Origin of the sequence: Streptomyces sp. NBC_01429, from assembly GCF_036231945.1 — a bacterium.
GTDB lineage: Bacteria > Actinomycetota > Actinomycetes > Streptomycetales > Streptomycetaceae > Streptomyces.
On record NZ_CP109599.1, the window covers coordinates 6,292,990 to 6,311,729 of the forward strand.

The 18,740-nt window shown below is 70.5% G+C and carries 19 protein-coding genes; 12 read left to right on the top strand and 7 right to left on the bottom strand.

The window, feature by feature from the left end; all coding sequences use genetic code 11:
* Nucleotides 1-105 precede the first annotated feature (105 nt).
* Nucleotides 106-1,674 (bottom strand): S8 family peptidase, encoded by a 1,569-nt coding sequence (locus OG627_RS27730; protein ID WP_329069629.1) that lies wholly within the window; start codon nt 1,672-1,674, stop codon nt 106-108.
* A gap of 252 nt (nt 1,675-1,926) precedes the next feature.
* Between OG627_RS27730 and OG627_RS27735 the strand changes: the two genes are divergently transcribed.
* The 3 genes from OG627_RS27735 (at nt 1,927) to moaA (ending at nt 5,140) form a co-directional block, all read left to right on the top strand.
* Nucleotides 1,927-2,304, top strand: a complete 378-nt coding sequence (locus OG627_RS27735; RefSeq protein ID WP_329069631.1) for a DUF485 domain-containing protein — start codon at nt 1,927-1,929, stop codon at nt 2,302-2,304.
* A 17-nt stretch (nt 2,305-2,321) separates the two neighbouring features.
* Nucleotides 2,322-3,959 (top strand): solute symporter family protein, encoded by a 1,638-nt coding sequence (locus tag OG627_RS27740; protein ID WP_329073033.1) that lies wholly within the window; start codon nt 2,322-2,324, stop codon nt 3,957-3,959.
* A gap of 191 nt (nt 3,960-4,150) precedes the next feature.
* Nucleotides 4,151-5,140, top strand: a complete 990-nt coding sequence (gene moaA, locus OG627_RS27745; protein ID WP_329069633.1) for a GTP 3',8-cyclase MoaA — start codon at nt 4,151-4,153, stop codon at nt 5,138-5,140.
* A gap of 24 nt (nt 5,141-5,164) precedes the next feature.
* Here the strand turns inward: moaA and OG627_RS27750 are convergent, their stop codons facing one another.
* Nucleotides 5,165-5,443, bottom strand: coding sequence for a hypothetical protein (locus OG627_RS27750; RefSeq protein WP_329069635.1), 279 nt, complete (start codon nt 5,441-5,443; stop codon nt 5,165-5,167).
* 234 nt (nt 5,444-5,677) lie between these two features.
* Nucleotides 5,678-6,034, bottom strand: coding sequence for a DUF3099 domain-containing protein (locus tag OG627_RS27755; RefSeq protein WP_329069637.1), 357 nt, complete (start codon nt 6,032-6,034; stop codon nt 5,678-5,680).
* 213 nt (nt 6,035-6,247) lie between these two features.
* Between OG627_RS27755 and OG627_RS27760 the strand changes: the two genes are divergently transcribed.
* Nucleotides 6,248-6,541, top strand: a complete 294-nt coding sequence (locus tag OG627_RS27760; protein ID WP_329069638.1) for a GlsB/YeaQ/YmgE family stress response membrane protein — start codon at nt 6,248-6,250, stop codon at nt 6,539-6,541.
* 145 nt (nt 6,542-6,686) lie between these two features.
* Here the strand turns inward: OG627_RS27760 and tyrS are convergent, their stop codons facing one another.
* The 3 genes from tyrS to OG627_RS27775 are packed head-to-tail and all read right to left on the bottom strand — an operon-like array spanning nt 6,687 to nt 10,930.
* Nucleotides 6,687-7,955, bottom strand: coding sequence for a tyrosine--tRNA ligase (gene tyrS, locus OG627_RS27765; RefSeq protein WP_329069640.1), 1,269 nt, complete (start codon nt 7,953-7,955; stop codon nt 6,687-6,689).
* A gap of 54 nt (nt 7,956-8,009) precedes the next feature.
* A complete protein-coding gene (locus OG627_RS27770) occupies nt 8,010-9,401 on the bottom strand; it encodes a metallopeptidase TldD-related protein (protein WP_329073035.1) in 1,392 nt (463 codons plus the stop codon).
* Nucleotides 9,402-9,406: 5 nt separating this feature from the next.
* Nucleotides 9,407-10,930, bottom strand: a complete 1,524-nt coding sequence (locus tag OG627_RS27775) for a TldD/PmbA family protein (protein WP_329069642.1) — start codon at nt 10,928-10,930, stop codon at nt 9,407-9,409.
* A 285-nt stretch (nt 10,931-11,215) separates the two neighbouring features.
* Between OG627_RS27775 and OG627_RS27780 the strand changes: the two genes are divergently transcribed.
* The 4 genes from OG627_RS27780 to OG627_RS27795 all read left to right on the top strand — a co-directional run bounded on the left by OG627_RS27780 (nt 11,216) and on the right by OG627_RS27795 (nt 15,415).
* A complete protein-coding gene (locus OG627_RS27780) occupies nt 11,216-13,192 on the top strand; it encodes a translation factor GTPase family protein (RefSeq protein WP_329069644.1) in 1,977 nt (658 codons plus the stop codon).
* Nucleotides 13,193-13,370: 178 nt separating this feature from the next.
* Nucleotides 13,371-14,090, top strand: coding sequence for a 3-oxoacyl-[acyl-carrier-protein] reductase (gene fabG, locus OG627_RS27785; RefSeq protein WP_329069646.1), 720 nt, complete (start codon nt 13,371-13,373; stop codon nt 14,088-14,090).
* Between the two features lie 4 nt (nt 14,091-14,094).
* On the top strand, nt 14,095-14,862 hold the full coding sequence (gene fabI / locus OG627_RS27790; RefSeq protein ID WP_329069648.1) for an enoyl-ACP reductase FabI: 768 nt from the start codon (nt 14,095-14,097) through the stop codon (nt 14,860-14,862).
* Nucleotides 14,863-15,034: 172 nt separating this feature from the next.
* Nucleotides 15,035-15,415: a hypothetical protein gene (locus OG627_RS27795; protein WP_329069650.1), complete on the top strand. Its 381-nt coding sequence runs from the start codon at nt 15,035-15,037 to the stop codon at nt 15,413-15,415.
* Nucleotides 15,416-15,470: 55 nt separating this feature from the next.
* On the opposite strand, the gene OG627_RS27800 is transcribed toward OG627_RS27795, so the two are convergent.
* Nucleotides 15,471-16,145 (bottom strand): FadR/GntR family transcriptional regulator, encoded by a 675-nt coding sequence (locus tag OG627_RS27800; RefSeq protein WP_329069652.1) that lies wholly within the window; start codon nt 16,143-16,145, stop codon nt 15,471-15,473.
* Nucleotides 16,146-16,212: 67 nt separating this feature from the next.
* On the opposite strand from OG627_RS27800, the gene OG627_RS27805 reads away from it, so the two are divergent.
* The 4 genes from OG627_RS27805 to OG627_RS27820 all read left to right on the top strand — a co-directional run bounded on the left by OG627_RS27805 (nt 16,213) and on the right by OG627_RS27820 (nt 18,666).
* On the top strand, nt 16,213-17,568 hold the full coding sequence (locus OG627_RS27805) for a CynX/NimT family MFS transporter (RefSeq protein ID WP_329069653.1): 1,356 nt from the start codon (nt 16,213-16,215) through the stop codon (nt 17,566-17,568).
* Between the two features lie 4 nt (nt 17,569-17,572).
* Nucleotides 17,573-17,689, top strand: coding sequence for an SGM_5486 family transporter-associated protein (locus tag OG627_RS27810; protein ID WP_329069654.1), 117 nt, complete (start codon nt 17,573-17,575; stop codon nt 17,687-17,689).
* Nucleotides 17,690-17,844: 155 nt separating this feature from the next.
* Nucleotides 17,845-18,054: a hypothetical protein gene (locus tag OG627_RS27815; protein WP_329069656.1), complete on the top strand. Its 210-nt coding sequence runs from the start codon at nt 17,845-17,847 to the stop codon at nt 18,052-18,054.
* Between the two features lie 93 nt (nt 18,055-18,147).
* Complete coding sequence (locus tag OG627_RS27820) at nt 18,148-18,666, top strand: SixA phosphatase family protein (protein ID WP_329069658.1); 519 nt, start codon at nt 18,148-18,150, stop codon at nt 18,664-18,666.
* The last annotated feature ends 74 nt before the right edge of the window (nt 18,667-18,740 follow it).

Genomic DNA, 18,740 nt, shown 5'->3' on the forward strand with positions numbered 1-18,740 from the left:
CTGTACGCGGTGATCTGTACGCGGTGACCCGTACGTGATGACCCAAGGCCGCGGGCCGCCCCCGCCGAGGGGGACGGCCCGCGGTGTGTGTCGCGCCGGACGCTCCTACTTGCGTACCGCCGCCAGGGCGTCGACCAGACCCGCCCCGTAGAAGCTGTTGTAGTTCTTGCCGCCGGTGCACACGGCGTCGATCTCGCCGTCACCGTCGATGTCGTACGCCTCCGGGCAGACCACCGGGGTGGCCTGGACCTTCAGCAGCGCCTTGATGGCCGCCGCCGACGCGTGCGGGTGCGTCGACTTCAGCAGCGCCGCCACGCCCGCGACATGCGGGGAGGCCATCGACGTACCGGCCATGTAGCCCCACGAGCCGCCCGGCAGCGGGCCGAGGATCAGACCGCTGGTCGCCGGGGGAGCCGGGGTCTGGTAGCGGGTGGAGTCGCCACCGGGGGCCGCGACGTCGATGACGCCGAGACCGTGGTTGGAGAAGGACGACTTCAGGCCCTTCGCACCGGTGGAGGCGACCGTGACGACACCCGGCAGCTGGGTCGGGATGTCGAAGCACTTGGCCGGGTCGATGACACGGTCACCGGGGGTGGAGTCGTTCGGGCTGGACGAGTCGGCGATCGAGTGGGACGCGAGGTCGTAGTTCTCGTTGCCCGCCGCGGCCACGTTGACCGTGCCCTTCGACTCCGCGTACCGGGTGGCCCGGGTGATCGCGTCGACCAGGGCCTTCTGGTCCGGGTCGTTCAGGCAGTTGAAGTACCACGGGTCGGTGTAATAGCTGTTGTTCGTCACGTCGATGCCGTGCTCGGCGGCCCAGACGAAGCTGCACACGACGGCCTCGGCGTAGAAGTAGCCGGCCGGCGTGGACGCCTTGATGCCCGCCACCTTCACGCCCGGCGCCACACCGGTGACGCCGATGCCGTTCTTCGCGGCGGCGATCTCGCCCGCCACATGCGTGCCGTGCGGGCTCTCCCCGGCGGTCGGCCGCCAGGCGCCGTCCGTCGTGTCGGGCTTGCCGCTCACGCAGTTGACCGACGCCGCGCGGTTGAAGTTCGGCGCGAGGTCCGGGTGGGTGTCGTCGACCCCCGTGTCGATGACCCCGACGGTGACCTTGGAGCTGCCCAGCGTCTTCTGGTGCGCCTTGTCCGCGTTGATGGCGGGCAGGTCCCACTGCAACGGCTCCAGCGGGTCCGGCTCGTCCGCCGCGCCTGACCTGGCGGACGCCGCCTTCGACGCCTTCGCCGTGGCCGCCGTCGCCGCCTCGACCTGCTCGGCCGTCAGCTCCTGGGGCGTACCGATGTCCGTGGTCGACTGCGAGGGCAGCGGCGCGGTGCGGGTGGCACCGGCCGACAGCACACCGGGGGTCCTGCGCACGGTCTTCGCGAAGTCCGGGTTCTGCGAGGTGGCGACGGTGACGCCTATCCGGTCATAGGTCGTCACCACCGTGCCGCCGGCCCGGTCTATCGCCTTCGCGACCGACTTGGCCGTCAGGACGCCGCCGTACGTGTTCACCACGTACGACAGCTTCGGACCGTCCGTCACGACCGGCGTGGGTCCGCCCGCGGGGGCGGCCGACGCCGAGGCCGCGGGCAGGAAGCCGAGCGAGACGGTGAGTGCCAGACCTACGGGCAGTGCGAGTGCGCGCCGCCGTCTGGATCCCAGATGAGCCATGGGTTCTCCACATCATCCTTGAGAGCCGCCCCCGCGCAGGCTGCGCTTGGACGGGTACATGACCAGTGAAGCTATCGCTGATCAGCGGTGCTCTTCAATCGTTCCCCGGAATCATTTCCGGAAGAAAAAGCCCGGGGTTGAACCGCGTCGCCGCGGCTCCCGTGCCGTTGTCAGGGGGACGAGCGTCCGTCCGACTCTGTGAGGTCTTCCCCCGTGTCCCACTCCACCGCACCCGCGTCACGAGGAGATTCCGTGGCATCCGATGCCCCGCCGCCCGAGCCCGTGCCGGACCCTTCCTCCCCTGCCACGCCGGCCGGGCCCACGACGGCCCAGTTCGTCGAGGTGCAGGAGAGCGCCGAGTTCGCCGAACTGCGCCGTACTTACCGCTCCTTCGCCTTTCCCCTGACCGTCGCCTTCATCGCCTGGTACCTGCTGTACGTGCTGCTGTCCAACTACGCGGGCGGCTTCATGGGCACCAAGGTCTTCGGCAACATCAACGTCGCGCTGATCCTCGGTCTCGCGCAGTTCGTCACCACCTTCCTGATCGCCTGGATCTACTCGCGGCACGCGGCCCGCCGGCTCGACCCGGGCGCGCAGGCCATCAAGTCCCGTATGGAGGCGGACGCATGAGCCACCCGGTCGCATTCATGAGCGGGCCCGCCGAGGTGCCCCTCCAGCTCGCCGCCGCCGGGGACGCCAGCGAGCACCGGCCGCTGATCATCACGCTCTTCGGGCTGTTCGTCGTCGCCACCCTGATCATCACCGTCTGGGCCGGCCGCCAGACCAAGAGCGCCTCCGACTTCTACGCGGGCGGCCGGCAGTTCACCGGCTTCCAGAACGGTCTGGCGGTCTCCGGCGACTACATGTCCGCCGCGTCGTTCCTCGGCATCGCCGGAGCCATCGCCCTCTTCGGATACGACGGCTTCCTCTACTCCATCGGATTCCTCGTGGCCTGGCTGGTGGCGCTGCTGCTGGTCGCGGAGCCGCTGCGCAACTCCGGCCGGTACACGATGGGCGACGTCCTCGCGTACCGCATGCGCCAGCGCCCGGTCCGTACGGCCGCCGGCGCCTCCACCATCGTCGTGTCGATCTTCTATCTGCTGGCGCAGATGGCCGGCGCGGGCGTGCTGGTCTCGCTGCTGCTCGGCATCACCAGCGACGCCGGGAAGATCGCCATCGTCGCGCTGGTCGGCCTGCTGATGATCGTGTACGTCACGATCGGCGGCATGAAGGGCACCACCTGGGTGCAGATGGTCAAGGCCGTCCTGCTCATCGCGGGCACCTTGCTGATCACTTTCCTCATCCTGCTGAAGTTCCACTTCAACCTCTCCGACCTGCTGGGCTCGGCGGCGAGCAACAGCGGCAAGGGCGCGGCCTTCCTGGAGCCGGGGCTCAAGTACGGAGCCACCGCGACCTCGAAGCTGGACTTCATCTCTCTGGGCATCGCCCTCGTGCTCGGTACGGCGGGGCTGCCGCACATCCTGATCCGCTTCTACACCGTTCCGACCGCGAAGGCCGCCCGGAAGTCGGTCATCTGGGCCATCGGCATCATCGGGGCCTTCTATCTGATGACCATCGTGCTCGGCTTCGGCGCGGCCGCCCTGCTCAAGCCCGGCGACATCATCGCCTCCAACAAGGCGGGCAATACGGCGGCGCCACTGGCCGCCCTGGAGATCGGCGGTGGCGCGGGCTCGACCGGCGGCGCGATCCTGCTGGCGGTGATCTCGGCCGTCGCGTTCGCCACCATCCTCGCGGTGGTCGCGGGCCTGACGCTGGCGTCCTCGTCGTCGTTCGCGCACGACATCTACGCCAATGTCATCCGCAAGGGTGAGGCGACCGAGCAGGAAGAGGTACGGGCCGCCCGCTGGGCGACCGTCGCCATCGGCATCGTCTCCATCGCGCTCGGCGCCCTCGCCCGCGATCTGAACGTGGCGGGACTGGTCGCGCTCGCCTTCGCCGTCGCGGCCTCGGCCAATCTGCCGACGCTCCTGTACAGCCTCTTCTGGAAGAAATTCACCACACGGGGCGCCCTGTGGTCGATCTACGGCGGCCTGGCCTCGTCCGTCCTGCTGGTGCTGTTCTCGCCGGTCGTCTCGGGGAAGCCCACCTCGATGTTCCCCGGCGTCGACTTCCACTTCTTCCCGCTGGAGAACCCCGGACTGATCTCGATCCCGCTGGGCTTCCTGCTCGGCTGGCTGGGGACCGTCCTGTCGAAGGAGGAGCCAGACAAGGGCAAGTACGCGGAGCTGGAGGTCAAGTCCCTCACCGGTACCGGAGCGCACTGACCCCCTGCGCCCCTCCCGGCGCCGGCCCCGGGCCGTACGTCCACGCTCCTGGACGTACGGCCCCCGGCGGTGTCAGTGGTCTGACGTAGGCTCGGACGTGTCCGAGCCGCACACAGGGCCGGACACAGGGACCGAACACCGGGGCGCCCACAGGGCCGCTCCTGGGCCAGTCCATCGGGAGGAGGCTCATCGTGCTCATCGACACCTACGGCCGGGTCGCCACCGATCTGCGCGTCTCGCTGACGGACCGCTGCAATCTGCGGTGTACGTACTGCATGCCGGAGGAGGGCCTCCAGTGGCTCACCAAGTCCGACCTGCTGAGCGACGACGAGATAGTCCGGCTGATCCGTCTCGCCGTGACGCGTCTGGGCATCACCGAAATCCGCTTCACCGGCGGGGAGCCGCTGCTCAGGCCCGGTCTGGTGGGGATCGTCGAGCGCTGCGCCGCGCTGGAGCCGCGCCCCAGGATGTCGCTGACCACCAACGGGATCGGTCTCAAGCGCACGGCCGCCGCGCTGCGGGCCGCCGGGCTCGACCGGGTCAACGTCTCCCTCGACACCCTGCGGCCCGACGCCTTCAAGACCCTCACCCGGCGCGACCGCCACGCGGACGTGCTCGACGGGCTGCGCGCGGCGCACGAGGCGGGGCTGACCCCGGTCAAGGTCAACACCGTCCTGATGCCCGGTCTCAACGAGGACGAGGCGCCCGATCTGCTGGCCTGGGCCGTGGAGCACGGCTACGAGCTGCGGTTCATCGAGCAGATGCCCCTCGACGCCCAGCACGGCTGGAAGCGCGACGGCATGATTACCGCCGGTGACATCCTCGCCTCGTTGCGTACCCGGTTCACGCTCACCGAGGAGGGCGAGAGGGCTCGCGGCTCCGCCCCCGCCGAGCGCTGGCTCGTGGACGGCGGCCCGCACCGCGTCGGGGTCATCGCCTCCGTCACCCGGCCGTTCTGCGGCGCCTGCGACCGCACCCGGCTGACGGCCGACGGCCAGGTGCGCAACTGTCTGTTCGCCCAGGAGGAGACGGATCTGCGCGCCGCGCTGCGCTCCGACGCGCCCGACGAGGAGATCGCGCGGCTCTGGAACCTGGCGATGTGGGGAAAGAAGGCCGGTTCTGGTCTGGACGACCCGACGTTCCTTCAGCCGGACCGCCCGATGTCGGCCATCGGCGGCTGAACCGGCGGCCCGGACCTCGGCTCCTCACCCGTCCAGGCCCGTCCGGCCGCGCTCCCACTCCTCCAGATCCACGACGTCCTTCAGGAAGCCGCGCACCCCGAGGAACGAGGAGAGATGCTCACGGTGCTCGTCGCAGGCCAGCCAGGTCTTGCGCCGCTCCGGAGTGTGCAGTTTGGGATTGTTCCAGGCCAGCACCCAGACAGCGGCGGTGCGGCACCCCTTGGCGGAGCAGACCGGCGCGGCGTCGGAGGCATCGGAGTCATGGCCGCCGGAGGCGGGGCCGAGAGGGAAGGGGAGGTTCACCCGTCCACCCTAAGCGCATCCCCACGCCGGAAAAGGCGACGCCGGGCAGCCACGGGGGGAGCTGCCCGGCGTCGGTCTGTCGCTCCGACGGGGGATGCGGAGCGCCTGCAAAGTATGTCACGCGCAACGGGGTGCAGTGCACAAGAACTTCACGATTGATCTGAGCTTTTCTTGAGCTTGGCGGAGCCTTACGGGCCGCCGTTCCACCGGTGGTAGCTCTGCGAAGGGGCCGCCCTACGGACGGTCCTCGGCCCCGCTCTCCGCCGAAGGCGCCGCCGCCGCGACCGGGCCGGGCTGCGGCGCGATCATCGTCGGGGGCGGCGGGGTCACGAACGTCGAGGGCAGTGAAGGGACGTTCTCCCGGCCCGCGTTGGCGAACACCACCGCGACATACGGCAGCAGGGCCCCCAGGACGAGCGTCACGACGGCCACCGGCCGCTGGACGTTCCACAGCGCCACGGTCGCGATCACCGAGGCGGTCCGCACGAGCATCGAGATCACATAGCGGCGCTGCCGGCCGCGCACATCCTCGGCCAGTCCCTGGCGTGCCCCCGTGATCCGGAAGACCTCTGCATCGCTCCGCTTCCGCATCCCGATCCACCACCCGATGTGTCCGTGCCGGGCGCTGCCGGCCCGGACGCGTTACCACGGTACGCCGCGGCCCCCGCCGCCACGAGAGCGGGTCGGCCGCCGTTCGGCCCGGAGCAGGGGCCCGCCTCGTGCGGACGTGCCCGACATGCGGCGTGTCGGCCGCCACCGCAGACTGACGCTCATGCGCATATCGCGCCGCGTGAGGAGGCGACCATGAATTGGTTGTGGGTCATCGTTGTGGGCCTGGTGCTCGGTCTGATCGCCCGAGCGATCATCCCGGGCAAGCAGCACATCCCGCTGTGGCTGACGGCCGTGTTCGGCATCCTGGGCAGCATTCTCGGCAATGCCGTGGCCGGCTGGATCGGGGTGCGCCACACCAGCGGAATCGACTGGACCCGCCATGTGCTCCAGCTGATCGGCGCCATCGTCGTGGTCGCCGTGGGCGCGAAACTGTGGAGTGCGATCCGGGGCGACAGAGGGAACAAGGGCGCCCGAGAACGTATCTGAGGGGCGCCCCCGCCCCGTGGGCGGAACCGGACCGGAACGACGGCGGCGGCCGGGTCGTACGGAAAGCCCGTACGCCCCGGCCGCCGCCGTATGCCGGTCAGCCCCGTATGAGGGTCGGCGCCGCATGCCGGCCGCCGTACGGCGGTCAGCCCGCCGCGACCTCGATCGCCGCCAGGTTCTTCTTGCCCCGGCGCAGCACCAGCCAGCGGCCGTGCAGCAGCTCCGACCGGCCGGGGACCGCGTCCGCGTCGGCGACCTTCACGTTGTTCACGTACGCGCCGCCCTCCTTGACCGTACGGCGGGCCGCCGACTTGCTCGGTGCCAGACCGGCCTCGACCAGCAGGTCCACCACCGACACCGGCTCGGCGACCCGCGCGTGCGGCACCTCGGAGAGCGCCGCGCCCAGCGTCGCCTCGTCCAGATCCGTCAGCTCGCCCTGGCCGAACAGCGCCCGGGACGCGGCGACGACCGCCGCGCACTGGTCCGCGCCGTGCACCAGCGTCGTCAGCTCCTCGGCCAGCGCCCGCTGCGCCGCGCGGGCCTGCGGCCGCTCGGCGGTGAGCAGTTCGAGCTGCTCCAGCTCGTCGCGGGTCCGGAAGCTGAGGATGCGGCTGTACGCGATGACGTCCCGGTCGTCCACGTTCAGCCAGAACTGGTAGAACGCGTACGGCGTGGTCATCTCCGGGTCGAGCCAGACCGCCCCGCCCTCCGTCTTGCCGAACTTGGTGCCGTCCGCCTTGGTCATCAGCGGAGTGGCCAGCGCGTGCACCTCGGCGCCCGGCTCGACGCGGTGGATCAGGTCGAGACCGGCGGTGAGATTGCCCCACTGGTCGCTGCCGCCCTGCTGGAGGACACAGCCGTACCGCCGGTACAGCTCCAGGAAGTCCATGCTCTGGAGCAGCTGGTAGCTGAACTCGGTGTAGCTGATGCCCTCGTCCGACTCCAGCCTGCGGGCGATCGAGTCCTTCGCGAGCATCTTGTTCACCCGGAAGTGCTTGCCGATGTCCCGCAGGAACTCGATCGCGGACAGCCCCGACGTCCAGTCCAGGTTGTTGACCATCGTGGCGGCGTTCGGCCCCTCGAAGGTCAGGAACGGCTCGATCTGCGACCGCAGCCGCGCCACCCAGCCCGCCACCGTCTCCGGATCGTTCAGCGTCCGCTCGGCCGTCGGCCGGGGGTCACCGATCTGCCCGGTCGCCCCGCCCACCAGCGCCAGCGGCCGGTGCCCGGCCTGCTGGAGCCTGCGTACGGTCAGCACCTGCACCAGATGCCCCACATGCAGACTGGGCGCGGTGGGGTCGAAGCCGCAATAGAACGTGACGGGACCGTCCGCGAGCGCCTTGCGCAAAGCGTCCTCGTCAGTGGACTGGGCGAACAGCCCACGCCACTTCAGCTCGTCGACGATGTCCGTCACGGTCGGGTCTCTCCTCGCACGTCAATGGATGTACCACCGGTCAGTCTATGGGGGTCATACGCCCCGGCTGACCGAGCTCATATTGAAGTCGGGGACACGCAGCGCCGGCGTCGCCGCCCGGGTGAACCAGTCGCCCCACTCACGCGGCAGCGTCTTCTCCGCACGCCCGGCCTCGGTCGCCCGCGACAGCAGCCCGACGGGTGACTCGTTGAACCGGAAATTGTTCACCTCGCCGACGACCTCGCCGTCCTCGACCAGATACACGCCGTCCCTGGTCAGTCCGGTGAGCAGCAGCGTCGCCGGGTCGACCTCGCGGATGTACCACAGACAGGTCAGCAGGAGCCCGCGCGAGGTGCCGGCCACCATCTCCTCCAGCGACTTCTCCCCGCCGCCGTCCAGGATCAGGTTCCCGATGCCGGGCGCGACCGGCAGCCCGGTCAGGGCGGCGCTGTGCCGGGTGGTGACCAGCCGGTTCAGCGTGCCCTCCCGCACCCAGTCCGTCGGCTCCAGCGGCAGCCCGTTGTCGAAGACGGACGCGTCGTCGCCCGACGCGTGCGCGATCACGAACGGCGCGGACTCCAGGCCCGGCTCGTTCGGGTCGCTGCGCAGGGTGAGCGGCAGCGCGGAGAGGGTCTCCCCGACGCGGGTGCCGCCGCCGGGGCGGGAGAAGACCGTACGGCCCTCCACCGCGTCGCGGGCCGTCGAGGACCACAGCTGGTAGATCAGCAGATCCGCGACGGCGGTCGGCGGCAGCAGCGTCTCGTACCGCCCGGCGGGCAGCTCGATCCTCCGCTCGGCCCAGGCCAGCCGGCGCGCCAGCTCGGCGTCGAGCGCGGCGGGGTCCACGTCCTTGAAGTCGCGCGTCGCCCGGCCCGCCCAGGCCGACCGGGTGCGGTCGGGGGACTTGGCGTTCAGCTCCAGCGTGCCGTTGGGCTGGTCGTGGCGCAGCCGTACGCCGGTGGAGGTGCCGAGATACGTCGAGGTCAGCTCGTGGTTGGCGAACCCGTACAGCTCACGGCCGCCGGCCCGGGCGCGGGCGAAGGACTCGCCGAGGGCCGGCGCGAAGTCGGCGAAGACGGCGGAGGTCGTCTCCAGCGGCGCGTCCGTGAAGTCCCCGGACACCTGCCCGCCGCCGACCAGCTCCGTCGCGTCCTCGGCCGGGCCGGCCCCGCGCGCGGCGGCCTCGGCGGCCCGCACCAGCGGCTCCAGCTCGTCGGCGGTCACGGCGGTGCGCGACACCACGCCCGAGGCGGTGCCCTGCGCGCCGTCGACGGTGGCGATGACGGTGAGCGTGCGGCCCCGGGTGACCCCGTTGGTGGTGAGCGCGTTGCCCGCCCAGCGCAGATTGGCCGACGACTGCTCGTCGGCGATCACCACGCAGCCGTCGGCGGTGGACAGTTCGAGAGCGCGCTCGACGATCTCGTGCGGCTTGCTGCTCCTGATCACGCTGCTCATCGTCCCGCCTCCTGCGTGGTGTTCAAGATGTTGACGCCGCGGAACAGGGCGGACGGGCAGCCGTGCGAGACCGCGGCGACCTGGCCCGGCTGCGCCTTGCCGCAGTTGAACGCGCCGCCCAGGACATAGGTCCCCGGCCCGCCGACCGCCTCCATGGAGCCCCAGAAATCCGTGGTCGTCGCCTGGTAGGCGACGTCGCGCAGCTGACCCGCCAGCTGGCCGTTCTCGATCCGGAAGAACCGCTGACCCGTGAACTGGAAGTTGTAGCGCTGCATGTCGATCGACCACGACCGGTCCCCGACCACATAGATCCCGCGCTCCACACCCCCGATCAGATCCTCCGTCGCCAGCCCGCCCGGATCCGGCCGCAGCGACACGTTCGCCATGCGCTGCACGGGCACATGGCCCGGCGAGTCGGCGTACGCGCACCCGTTGGACCGGCCGAGGTCCGTCAGCTTCGCGATCCGGCGGTCCAGCTGGTAGCCGACGAGCGTGCCGTCCTTGACCAGATCCCAGGACTGCGCCTCGACGCCCTCGTCGTCGTACCCGATGGTCGCCAGCCCGTGCTCGGCGGTGCGGTCGCCCGTCACGTTCATCACCGAGGAGCCGTACGCCAACGTGCCGAGCTGGTCGAACGTCGCGAACGACGTCCCCGCGTACGCCGCCTCGTACCCCAGCGCCCGGTCCAGCTCGGTGGCGTGGCCGATCGACTCGTGGATCGTCAGCCAGAGGTTCGACGGGTCGACCACCAGGTCGTACGTCCCCGCCTCGACGCCCGGCGCGCGCATCTTCTCGGCCAGCAGCCCCGGAATCCGCTCCAGCTCCGCGTCCCAGTCCCAGCCGGTCCCGGTCAGATACTCCCAGCCCCGGCCGACCGGCGGCGCGATCGTGCGCATCGAGTCGAACTCGCCGCTCTTGCCGTCCACCGCGACGGCGGTGAACTGCGGATGCAGCCTGACCCGCTGCTGCGTGGTGACCGTGCCCGCCGTGTCCGCGTAGAACTTGTTCTCGTGGACGGTCATCAGCGACGCGTCCACATGCGCCACCCCCTCGGCCCCGAGCAGCCGCCCGCTCCACTCGGCCAGCAGCGCCGCCTTCTCCTCGTCCGGCACGTCGAACGGATCGATCTCGTACGACGACACCCAGGTCTTCTCGGCGTGCGTCGGCTCGTCGGCCAGCTCCACCCGCTCGTCGGACCCCGCGGCGGCGATCACCTTCGCCGACAGCTTCGCCATCGCCACGGCCTGCCCCGCGACCCGCGCCGCCGCGTCCATGGTCAGATCCACCCCGGACGCGAAGCCCCAGGCCCCGCCGTGCACCACCCGAACCGCGTACCCCACGTCCGTGGTGTCCGAAGACCCGGCCGGCTTCGCGTCCCGCAACCGCCAGGACGCGCCGCGCACCCGCTCGAACCGGAAATCGGCGTGCGCGGCCCCGAGCGCCCGCGCCCGGGCCAGCGCGGCGTCGGCGAGGGCCCGTAGCGGAAGCGCCAGGAACGACTGATCCACCTCGTGGGGCACGGATGCCTCCCCTTCTCTCCCTCTCGGGATGCGATATGTCTCGGAAGTGAATCACGAGGCACGGACAACGCGGGTGCCGAAGACCCGACTCGGCCGACTCCGATCGCCCGGGCCCCCTTCGCGCCCACTCCGGACGCCAACTGAATATCCGGTTGCTCCCCTCCTGTCGGTCTGCTCTACTCCCGTGCTGTACCACCGAGTCACCGGCAGAGGAGAGACCGATGCGCGAAGCGTTCATGCCCATCCAGAAGGTAATTTCCGCCTATCTAGAGGACATCACGCTTCGTGAGCACATTGAACCTGGGAATTCTGGCGCACGTAGACGCCGGTAAGACCAGCCTCACCGAGCGGCTGCTGCACGCCGCCGGAGTCATCGACGAGATCGGCCGCGTCGATGACGGAAACACGCAGACCGATTCCCTGGCGCTGGAACGCCGGCGTGGAATCACCATCAAGTCCGCCGTCGTCTCGCTCGCGATTGACGGCGTCACGGTCAATCTGATCGACACACCCGGTCACTCGGATTTCATCGCCGAAGTGGAGCGGGTCCTCAGCGTGCTCGACGGTGCGGTGCTGGTGATTTCCGCCGTCGAGGGAGTCCAGGCCCAGACCCGGGTGCTGATGCGGACGCTGCGACGGCTCCGTATTCCCACGCTCGTCTTCGTGAACAAAATCGATCGCGGCGGTGCGCGTCCCGAACACGTACTGAAGGAGATCGCGGAGAAACTGACGCCCGCCGTCATTCCCCTGGGCGCGGTGCACGCCCCCGGTACCCAGGACGCCCGATTCGGTCCTTACGGTGCGGGCGACGCCGAATTCACCGCCGCGCTGGCCGAATCGCTCGCCGACCACGACGACGTGTTTCTGGCCGCGTACCTCGAAGGCGTTTCCCGTGAGGACGACGGCGCGCCGGTCCCGTACCACCGGCTGCGCACCGAACTGGCGGCGCAGACCGCGCGGGCGCTGGTCCATCCCGTCCTCTTCGGCTCCGCCATCACCGGCGCCGGCATGGGCGCGCTGACCGCCGGTATCAAGGAACTGCTGCCCACGGCCGGGGGAGACCCCGAAGGGCCGGTCTCCGGCACCGTCTTCAAGATCGAACGAGGTGCTGCGGGGGAGAAGGCCGCCTACGTCCGGATGTTCTCGGGCACGGTGCGGACGCGTGACCGGCTGCCTTTCGGCCGCGACGGCGCGGGGAAAGTCACGGCGATCGGGGTATTCGACCACGGCTCCGCCGTCCCCCGGGTCTCGGTCGGCGCCGGTCGGATCGGAAAGCTCTGGGGACTCGGCGGTATCCGGATCGGCGACCGTATCGGCACGGCGCACACCACGGACGGAGACCAGAAGCACTTCTCCCCGCCGACCCTGGAAACGGTCGTCCTTCCCCTGGATCCCGCCGAAAAGGGCGCGTTGCACCTGGCCCTCACCCAACTCGCCGAACAGGACCCGCTGATCGATCTCCGGCAGGACGCGATCCGGCAGGAGACCTCCGTATCGCTCTACGGCGAGGTGCAGAAAGAGGTCATTCAGACGACCCTGGCGGACGATTTCGGCGTCGATGTCATCTTCCGCGAAACCACCACCCTCTGTATCGAACGCCCGAACAGGACGGGCGCCGCAGTCGAATTCATCGGAAAGGACCCCAATCCTTTCTTCGCGACCGTCGGCCTGCGGATCGATCCCGCTCCGGCGGGAAAGGGCATCGATTTCCGGCTGGAGGTCGAACTCGGCTCCATGCCGTACGCGTTCATGAAGGCCGTCGAGGACACGGCGCGGGACACCCTCACCCAGGGAACGCACGGCTGGCAGGTGAGGGACGGTGTGGTCACCCTGACCCATTCCGGCTTCGACAGCCGGCTGAGCACCGCCGGTGACTTCCGCAACCTGACCCCACTGGTCCTCATGGAAGCCCTCCGCCGCGCCGGCACCACGGTGTACGAGCCGATGCACCGCTTCCGCCTCGACCTCCCCGCCGACACCCACGGCTCCGTGCTGCCCCTCCTGACCCGGCTGCGCGCGATCCCCGAGACCCTCACCGGCCGAGGCGCCTCGTACCTGCTGGAAGGCGACATCCCGGCGGCCCGCGTCCACGAACTCGAACAGCGCCTGCCGGCCCTGACCCGGGGCGAGAGCCTGCTCGAATCCGCCTTCGCCCACTACCGCCCGGTCACGGGCCCCGCCCCGGCCCGGCCCCGCACGGACCACGACCCCCTGCACCGCAAGGACTACCTGCTGCGGGTGGTGCGGCGGGTCGCCGGGTGACGAGGCGGCCGAGGCGGCCGGTGCGGCGGTTTCTGTAGGGATCCAACAGGGACCGTCCACGGGTGCTGTCAGGGGCGATCGCCCGTGGACGGACCCGGGCCGATAGGTTTCTAGCGGTACCTCTAGTCATCTTTTAGCGGTACCCGACCGCTGAAAGACTTAGGGAAAGGCTGATCCGTTGAGCCGCTCGGTTCTCGTGACCGGAGGAAACCGGGGCATCGGCCTCGCCATCGCCCGCGCCTTCGCCGACAACGGTGACAAGGTCGCCATCACCTACCGCTCCGGCGAGCCCCCGGAGGCCCTCACGGAGCTGGGGTGCCTGGCGGTCCGCTGCGACATCACCGATGCCGAGCAGGTGGAGCAGGCGTACAAGGAGATCGAGGAGAAGCACGGTCCCGTGGAGGTGCTGGTCGCCAACGCCGGTGTCACCAAGGACCAGTTGCTGATGCGGATGTCCGAGGAGGACTTCACCTCCGTACTCGACACCAACCTCACCGGCACCTTCCGCGTCGTCAAGCGCGCCAACCGCGCCATGCTGCGCGCCAAGAAGGGCCGGGTCGTTCTCATCTCCTCGGTCGTCGGGCTGCTCGGCTCGGCGGGCCAGGCGAACTACGCCGCGTCCAAGGCGGGGCTGGTCGGCTTCGCCCGCTCGCTCGCCCGGGAGCTGGGCTCCCGGAACATCACCTTCAATGTCGTCGCCCCCGGCTTCGTGGACACCGACATGACGAAGGTGCTCAGCGACGAGCAGCGCGCGGGCATCGTCTCGCAGGTACCGCTCGGCCGTTACGCGCAGCCGGAGGAGATCGCCGCCACGGTGCGGTTCCTCGCCTCCGACGACGCCTCGTACATCACTGGAGCCGTCATTCCCGTTGACGGCGGATTGGGCATGGGTCACTGATCACATGAGCGGAATTCTCGCCGGCAAGCGCATCCTCATCACCGGTGTGCTGATGGAGTCCTCCATCGCCTTCCACGCCGCCAAGGTGGCCCAGGAGCAGGGTGCCGAGGTCATCCTCACCGCCTTCCCGCGGCCCACGCTCACCGAGCGCATCGCCAAGAAGCTGCCCAAGCCGGCCAAGGTCATCGAGCTGGACGTGACCGACACCGAGCACTTGGACCGGCTGGCCGGGCTGGTACGGGACGAGCTGGGCGGCCTGGACGGCGTCGTGCACTCCATCGGCTTCGCGCCGCAGGACGCGCTCGGCGGCAACTTCCTCAACACCCCCTTCGAGTCGGTCTCCACGGCGATGCACGTCTCGGCGTTCTCGCTGAAGTCGCTGACCATGGCCTGTCTGCCGCTGATGGAGGAGGGCGGCGCGGTCGTCGGCCTGACCTTCGACGCGCAGTTCGCCTGGCCGCAGTACGACTGGATGGGCCCGGCCAAGGCCGCGCTGGAGGCCACCTCCCGCTACCTCGCCCGTGACCTGGGCAAGCAGAACATCCGCTGCAACCTCGTCTCCGCCGGACCGCTCAAGTCGATGGCCGCCAAGTCCATCCCGGGCTTCTCGGAGCTGGCGGACGTATGGAACCACCGCTCCCCGCTGGAGTGGGACATGACCGACCCGGAGCCGGCCGGCCGCGGTGTGGCCGCGCTGCTCTCGGACTTCTTCCCGAAGACGACCGGCGAGATCGTGCATGTCGACGGTGGCGTGCACATGATGGGTGCCTGACCTCGGCCCCACCCGCTCGATCGAAGGCCGTGTGACCGTCCCGGGACGGGCACACGGCCTTTTCGCGCCTGCCGCCCCGAGCCGAAAAGCCCGAGTCGAAAAGAACGGCATTTCACCGCAGACTGGGTGAACCGGAGCGTTCCGGTCGTCGTGGGGGAGGAGGTGTGTGCGCATGCGCCCGCTCCGTCTCGGTACGGTGGCGCTCGGCGTGGCCGTGCTGGCGACCGTGTCGGGGCTCGCTACCGCCGTCGACCGGGCAGACCGCGCCGACCCGGACCGTACCCGCGCCGCCTCACCCGCCTCACCCGCCTCCCCCCGCGCCGCCTCCCACTCCACCTGTCTGACGACCGTCGAGGGCTCGCGCGCGACCGCGTCGTGCCACAACCCGTACCCGGAGACCGATCTCGTCCAGCTCCACGTCCAGTGCGCGCACTGGTGGGACGTGGGCGCCGACAGCGCGCGCGTGGAGGTCGGGCCCGCGCACTACGTCAGGCTCACCGACCGGTGCTGGAAGGAGATCCGCGCGGCATGGGTCACCCACGAGCGGCCGTGACGGGCCGACGGTCGGTCGTGAGAGTGCGACGGGAGGGTGGGTCGCGCGGACCGGATCAGACCCGGTCGGCCAGGCAGGCCAGCGCGTAACTCGCCGCCTCCCGCGCCGCCGTCTCCGCGTCGCCCGCCCGGATCGCCGCCACCAGCCGCGCGTGGTCCATGTGGTCCTCCGGGCGCAGCTCCTGGCCCACGTCGTGGCGGAGCCAGTCGTGCAGCACCTGGCCGAGGTCCGCGTAGACGGCGGTCAGCACCTCGTTGTGCGAAGCCGCGACGACCGCCATGTGCAGCGCCGCGTCCGCCGCGACGAACGGCTCCGCCTCGCCCGCCGCCCACGCCGCCTCGCGCCGCGCGAGCAGGCTCTCCAGCTGGCCCAGGTCCCGGTCCGTACGCCGCTCCGCGGCCAGCCGCGCGGCCGAGGACTCCAGCGTCGAGCGCAGCTCTGCGATGTGCAGGGGGTCGGCGCCGGCGAATCTGCGGTGCATCACCCCGGCCAGCTCGCTGGTCGCGGCGACATAGGTCCCCGAGCCCTGCCGGATGTCCAGGAGGCCGTTGTGGGCGAGCGCGCGGACCGCCTCGCGGACGGTGTTGCGGGCCACGCCGAGCTGTTCGACCAGCTCCGGTTCGGTCGGGATACGGGAGCCCACCGGCCACGCGCCCGAGGTGATCTGGTTCCGCAGCTCGGTGATCACTTGGTCGGACAGTGCCGTACGCCGGGGTGAGGTCAACGCCATGATGCTCCCAAATGATCAGTGGAGAGGGAGGGAACCGCAAATCATCCCATCATTCTATGATGGGGCCATGCCCGATGAGCCGCAGCGTCCGACACAGCCCCGGACACCCTCTCCGATACCTTCCCCGCCTTCCGCCGTCTCGACGGAGATACCCGCCGGGAGCGGACCGGCCGCCGCGCCCGCACCGCTCCCGGCCGCCGTGCTTCCGGCCGCACCGCTCCCGCCGGCCTCCTCGCCCTGGCGCACCCGGCTCCTCGTCGCCGGGCTCGTGCTCGCCGCGCTCAATCTCCGCCCCGCCATCACCAGCCTCGGCTCGCTCCTCGAAGAGGTACGGGTCGGGCTGCACATGAGCGGCAGCGTCGCGGGCGTCCTCACCTCCGTACCGCCCCTGTGCTTCGCGGTCTTCGGCTTCGCCGCGCCCCGGCTGGCCCGGCGGTTCGGGCCCGGCGCCGTCGTCCTCGCGGGCATGGCCGCGATCACAGTGGGACTGGCGCTGCGCCCCCTCGCGGGCGGTACGGCCCTCTTCCTCGTCGCCAGCGCGTGCGCCCTCATGGGCATCGCCGTCAGCAATGTGCTGATGCCGGTGATCGTCAAGCGCTACTTCCCCGACCGGGTCGGCACCATGACCGGGCTGTACTCGATGGCCCTCGCCCTCGGCACGGCGGGCGCGGCGGCGGTGACCGTCCCCATGACGCGCGCGCTCGGCGGCTGGCGGCCGGGGCTCGGGATCTGGGCCGTGCTCGCCGCCGTGGCCGTACTGCCCTGGCTCGGGCTGATGCGCGAGCGTGGCACCGGCCCCGGGTCGGCCGCTCCCTCCGCGGCGCCCTCCGGCCTCCTGCTGCGCCGCAGCCGTACCGCCTGGGCACTGGCCTGCTTCTTCGGCCTCCAGGCCACCGGCGCGTACATCACCATGGGCTGGATGCCGCAGATCTTCCGGGACGCGGGCGTCTCGGCGGGCACGGCCGGACTGCTGCTCGCCCTGACCATGGTCATGGGCGTACCGCTGGCCTTCGTGATCCCGCGCGTGGCCGCGCGGATGAGCAATCAGGCACCGATCGTCCTCTTCCTCGGGCTCTGCGGACTGACGGCCTACGCGGGCCTCTACTTCGCACCCGCCGGGGGCGCCTGGCTCTGGGCGCTGCTCCTGGGCGTCTCGAACTGCGCCTTCCCGCTGGCCCTCACCATGATCGGCATGCGGTCGCGGACCGGCGCGGGTGTCGTTCGGCTCTCCGCCTTCGCCCAGAGCACCGGCTATCTGATCTCCATCCCCGGTCCGCTGCTGGTGGGCGTGCTCTACCAGCACACGGGCGGCTGGGGGCTGCCGATCGCGCTGATGGCCGGGTTCCTCGTGCCGCAGATGCTGGCGGGTACGGTCGCGGGGCGGGACCGGACGATCGAGGACGAGACCCGGGTGCGAGACTGAGGGCATGCCTGTCCTTGACCCGAATCCCCAGAACGGCCAGCGAAAGCTGCTCCTCGTCTTCGGTGCCATCATCGGCATCATGGTGATCATCAGCATCGTCGCCACCCTCGCCAGCCCCTGAGAGGTGGTGCCTGCCCCCCCAACCCTTAGGGGGCAGGGGTCAGGGTGAAGTGGGTGGGTCACCGGATGGGCGCGGGAGTCCACGATCCGTAAGTTCTGAGGTAGGCCGGACCGTGAGGTCCGGGCCTACTGACTCGCAGATCTACGGAGGTGGCCATGCCGGCCCACACGCGCTCCCGGACCCGCCCCCAGGTCCACTCCGGCGGCGTCGACATCCGGCTGCCGTGGTGGTCCATAGCCCTTCCCGCGCTCGCCTTCGGCGTGCTCTTCCTCCTGATGGCGGGCCCCGGGCAGGCGCACGCGGCGACGGGCGACCCGGCGGTCGGCCGGATCCTGGAGCACATCCAGCTGACCCTCGCCCGATAGCGCCGGTCAGCGCCCCGGACGCGTTCACCCGTGCCGGGGTCCGCCCGTCAACACCCTGCGCCCCGTGGCGCCTTTCATGCGAAGCTGGAGTGCATGAGCGTCGATACACCCCGAAGGATCGTCCTACTCCGGCACGCGAAGGCCGACTGGCCCGAGGTGTCCGACCACGAGCGTCCGCTCGCCGAGAGGGGCCGTACGGACGCGTCCGTGGCGGGCCGCACTCTGGCCGGCACCGGCATCGACTTCGACCTGGCTCTCTGCTCGACCTCGGTCAGAACGCGCGAGACCTGGAAGCTGGTCGTGCAGGAGCTGGCGAACCGGCCCAGGACCAGCTACGAGGACCGGCTCTACGAAGCCTCGCTCGGCGAGCTGATCGCCGTGCTGAACGAGACGCCCGACGAAGTGGCCGATCTCCTCGTCATCGGGCACAACCCCGGGACGCACGCCCTCGCCGACGCCCTCGCCGGCACGGCGGACTCCGGCGCGCTGGGCCGGATGAACCGGACCGGGTTCCCGACCTCCTCGTTCGCCGTGATCAGCTTCAGCGGCACCTGGAAGTCGGTGGAGCACGGCGTGGGCAGGCTCGACGAGTTCTGGAGCCCGCACGACTGACCGCGCACGACTGACCGCGCACGACCGGCCGCGCATGACCGGCCGGGTAGGGCTCGCCCACGACGGCTCCCGCC

What these genes read in the sequence shown, in the direction of transcription:
- OG627_RS27815 (WP_329069656.1), top strand. Translation starts at nt 17,845, where the DNA reads ATGCCGGCCCACACGCGCTCCCGGACCCGCCCCCAGGTCCACTCCGGC.
- OG627_RS27760 (WP_329069638.1), top strand. Translation starts at nt 6,248, where the DNA reads ATGAATTGGTTGTGGGTCATCGTTGTGGGCCTGGTGCTCGGTCTGATC.
- OG627_RS27755 (WP_329069637.1), bottom strand. Translation starts at nt 6,034, where the DNA reads ATGCGGAAGCGGAGCGATGCAGAGGTCTTCCGGATCACGGGGGCACGC.
- OG627_RS27795 (WP_329069650.1), top strand. Translation starts at nt 15,035, where the DNA reads ATGCGCCCGCTCCGTCTCGGTACGGTGGCGCTCGGCGTGGCCGTGCTG.
- OG627_RS27740 (WP_329073033.1), top strand. Translation starts at nt 2,322, where the DNA reads ATGAGCGGGCCCGCCGAGGTGCCCCTCCAGCTCGCCGCCGCCGGGGAC.
- OG627_RS27820 (WP_329069658.1), top strand. Translation starts at nt 18,148, where the DNA reads ATGAGCGTCGATACACCCCGAAGGATCGTCCTACTCCGGCACGCGAAG.
- OG627_RS27805 (WP_329069653.1), top strand. Translation starts at nt 16,213, where the DNA reads ATGCCCGATGAGCCGCAGCGTCCGACACAGCCCCGGACACCCTCTCCG.
- OG627_RS27800 (WP_329069652.1), bottom strand. Translation starts at nt 16,145, where the DNA reads ATGGCGTTGACCTCACCCCGGCGTACGGCACTGTCCGACCAAGTGATC.
- OG627_RS27730 (WP_329069629.1), bottom strand. Translation starts at nt 1,674, where the DNA reads ATGGCTCATCTGGGATCCAGACGGCGGCGCGCACTCGCACTGCCCGTA.
- fabI (WP_329069648.1), top strand. Translation starts at nt 14,095, where the DNA reads ATGAGCGGAATTCTCGCCGGCAAGCGCATCCTCATCACCGGTGTGCTG.
- OG627_RS27810 (WP_329069654.1), top strand. Translation starts at nt 17,573, where the DNA reads ATGCCTGTCCTTGACCCGAATCCCCAGAACGGCCAGCGAAAGCTGCTC.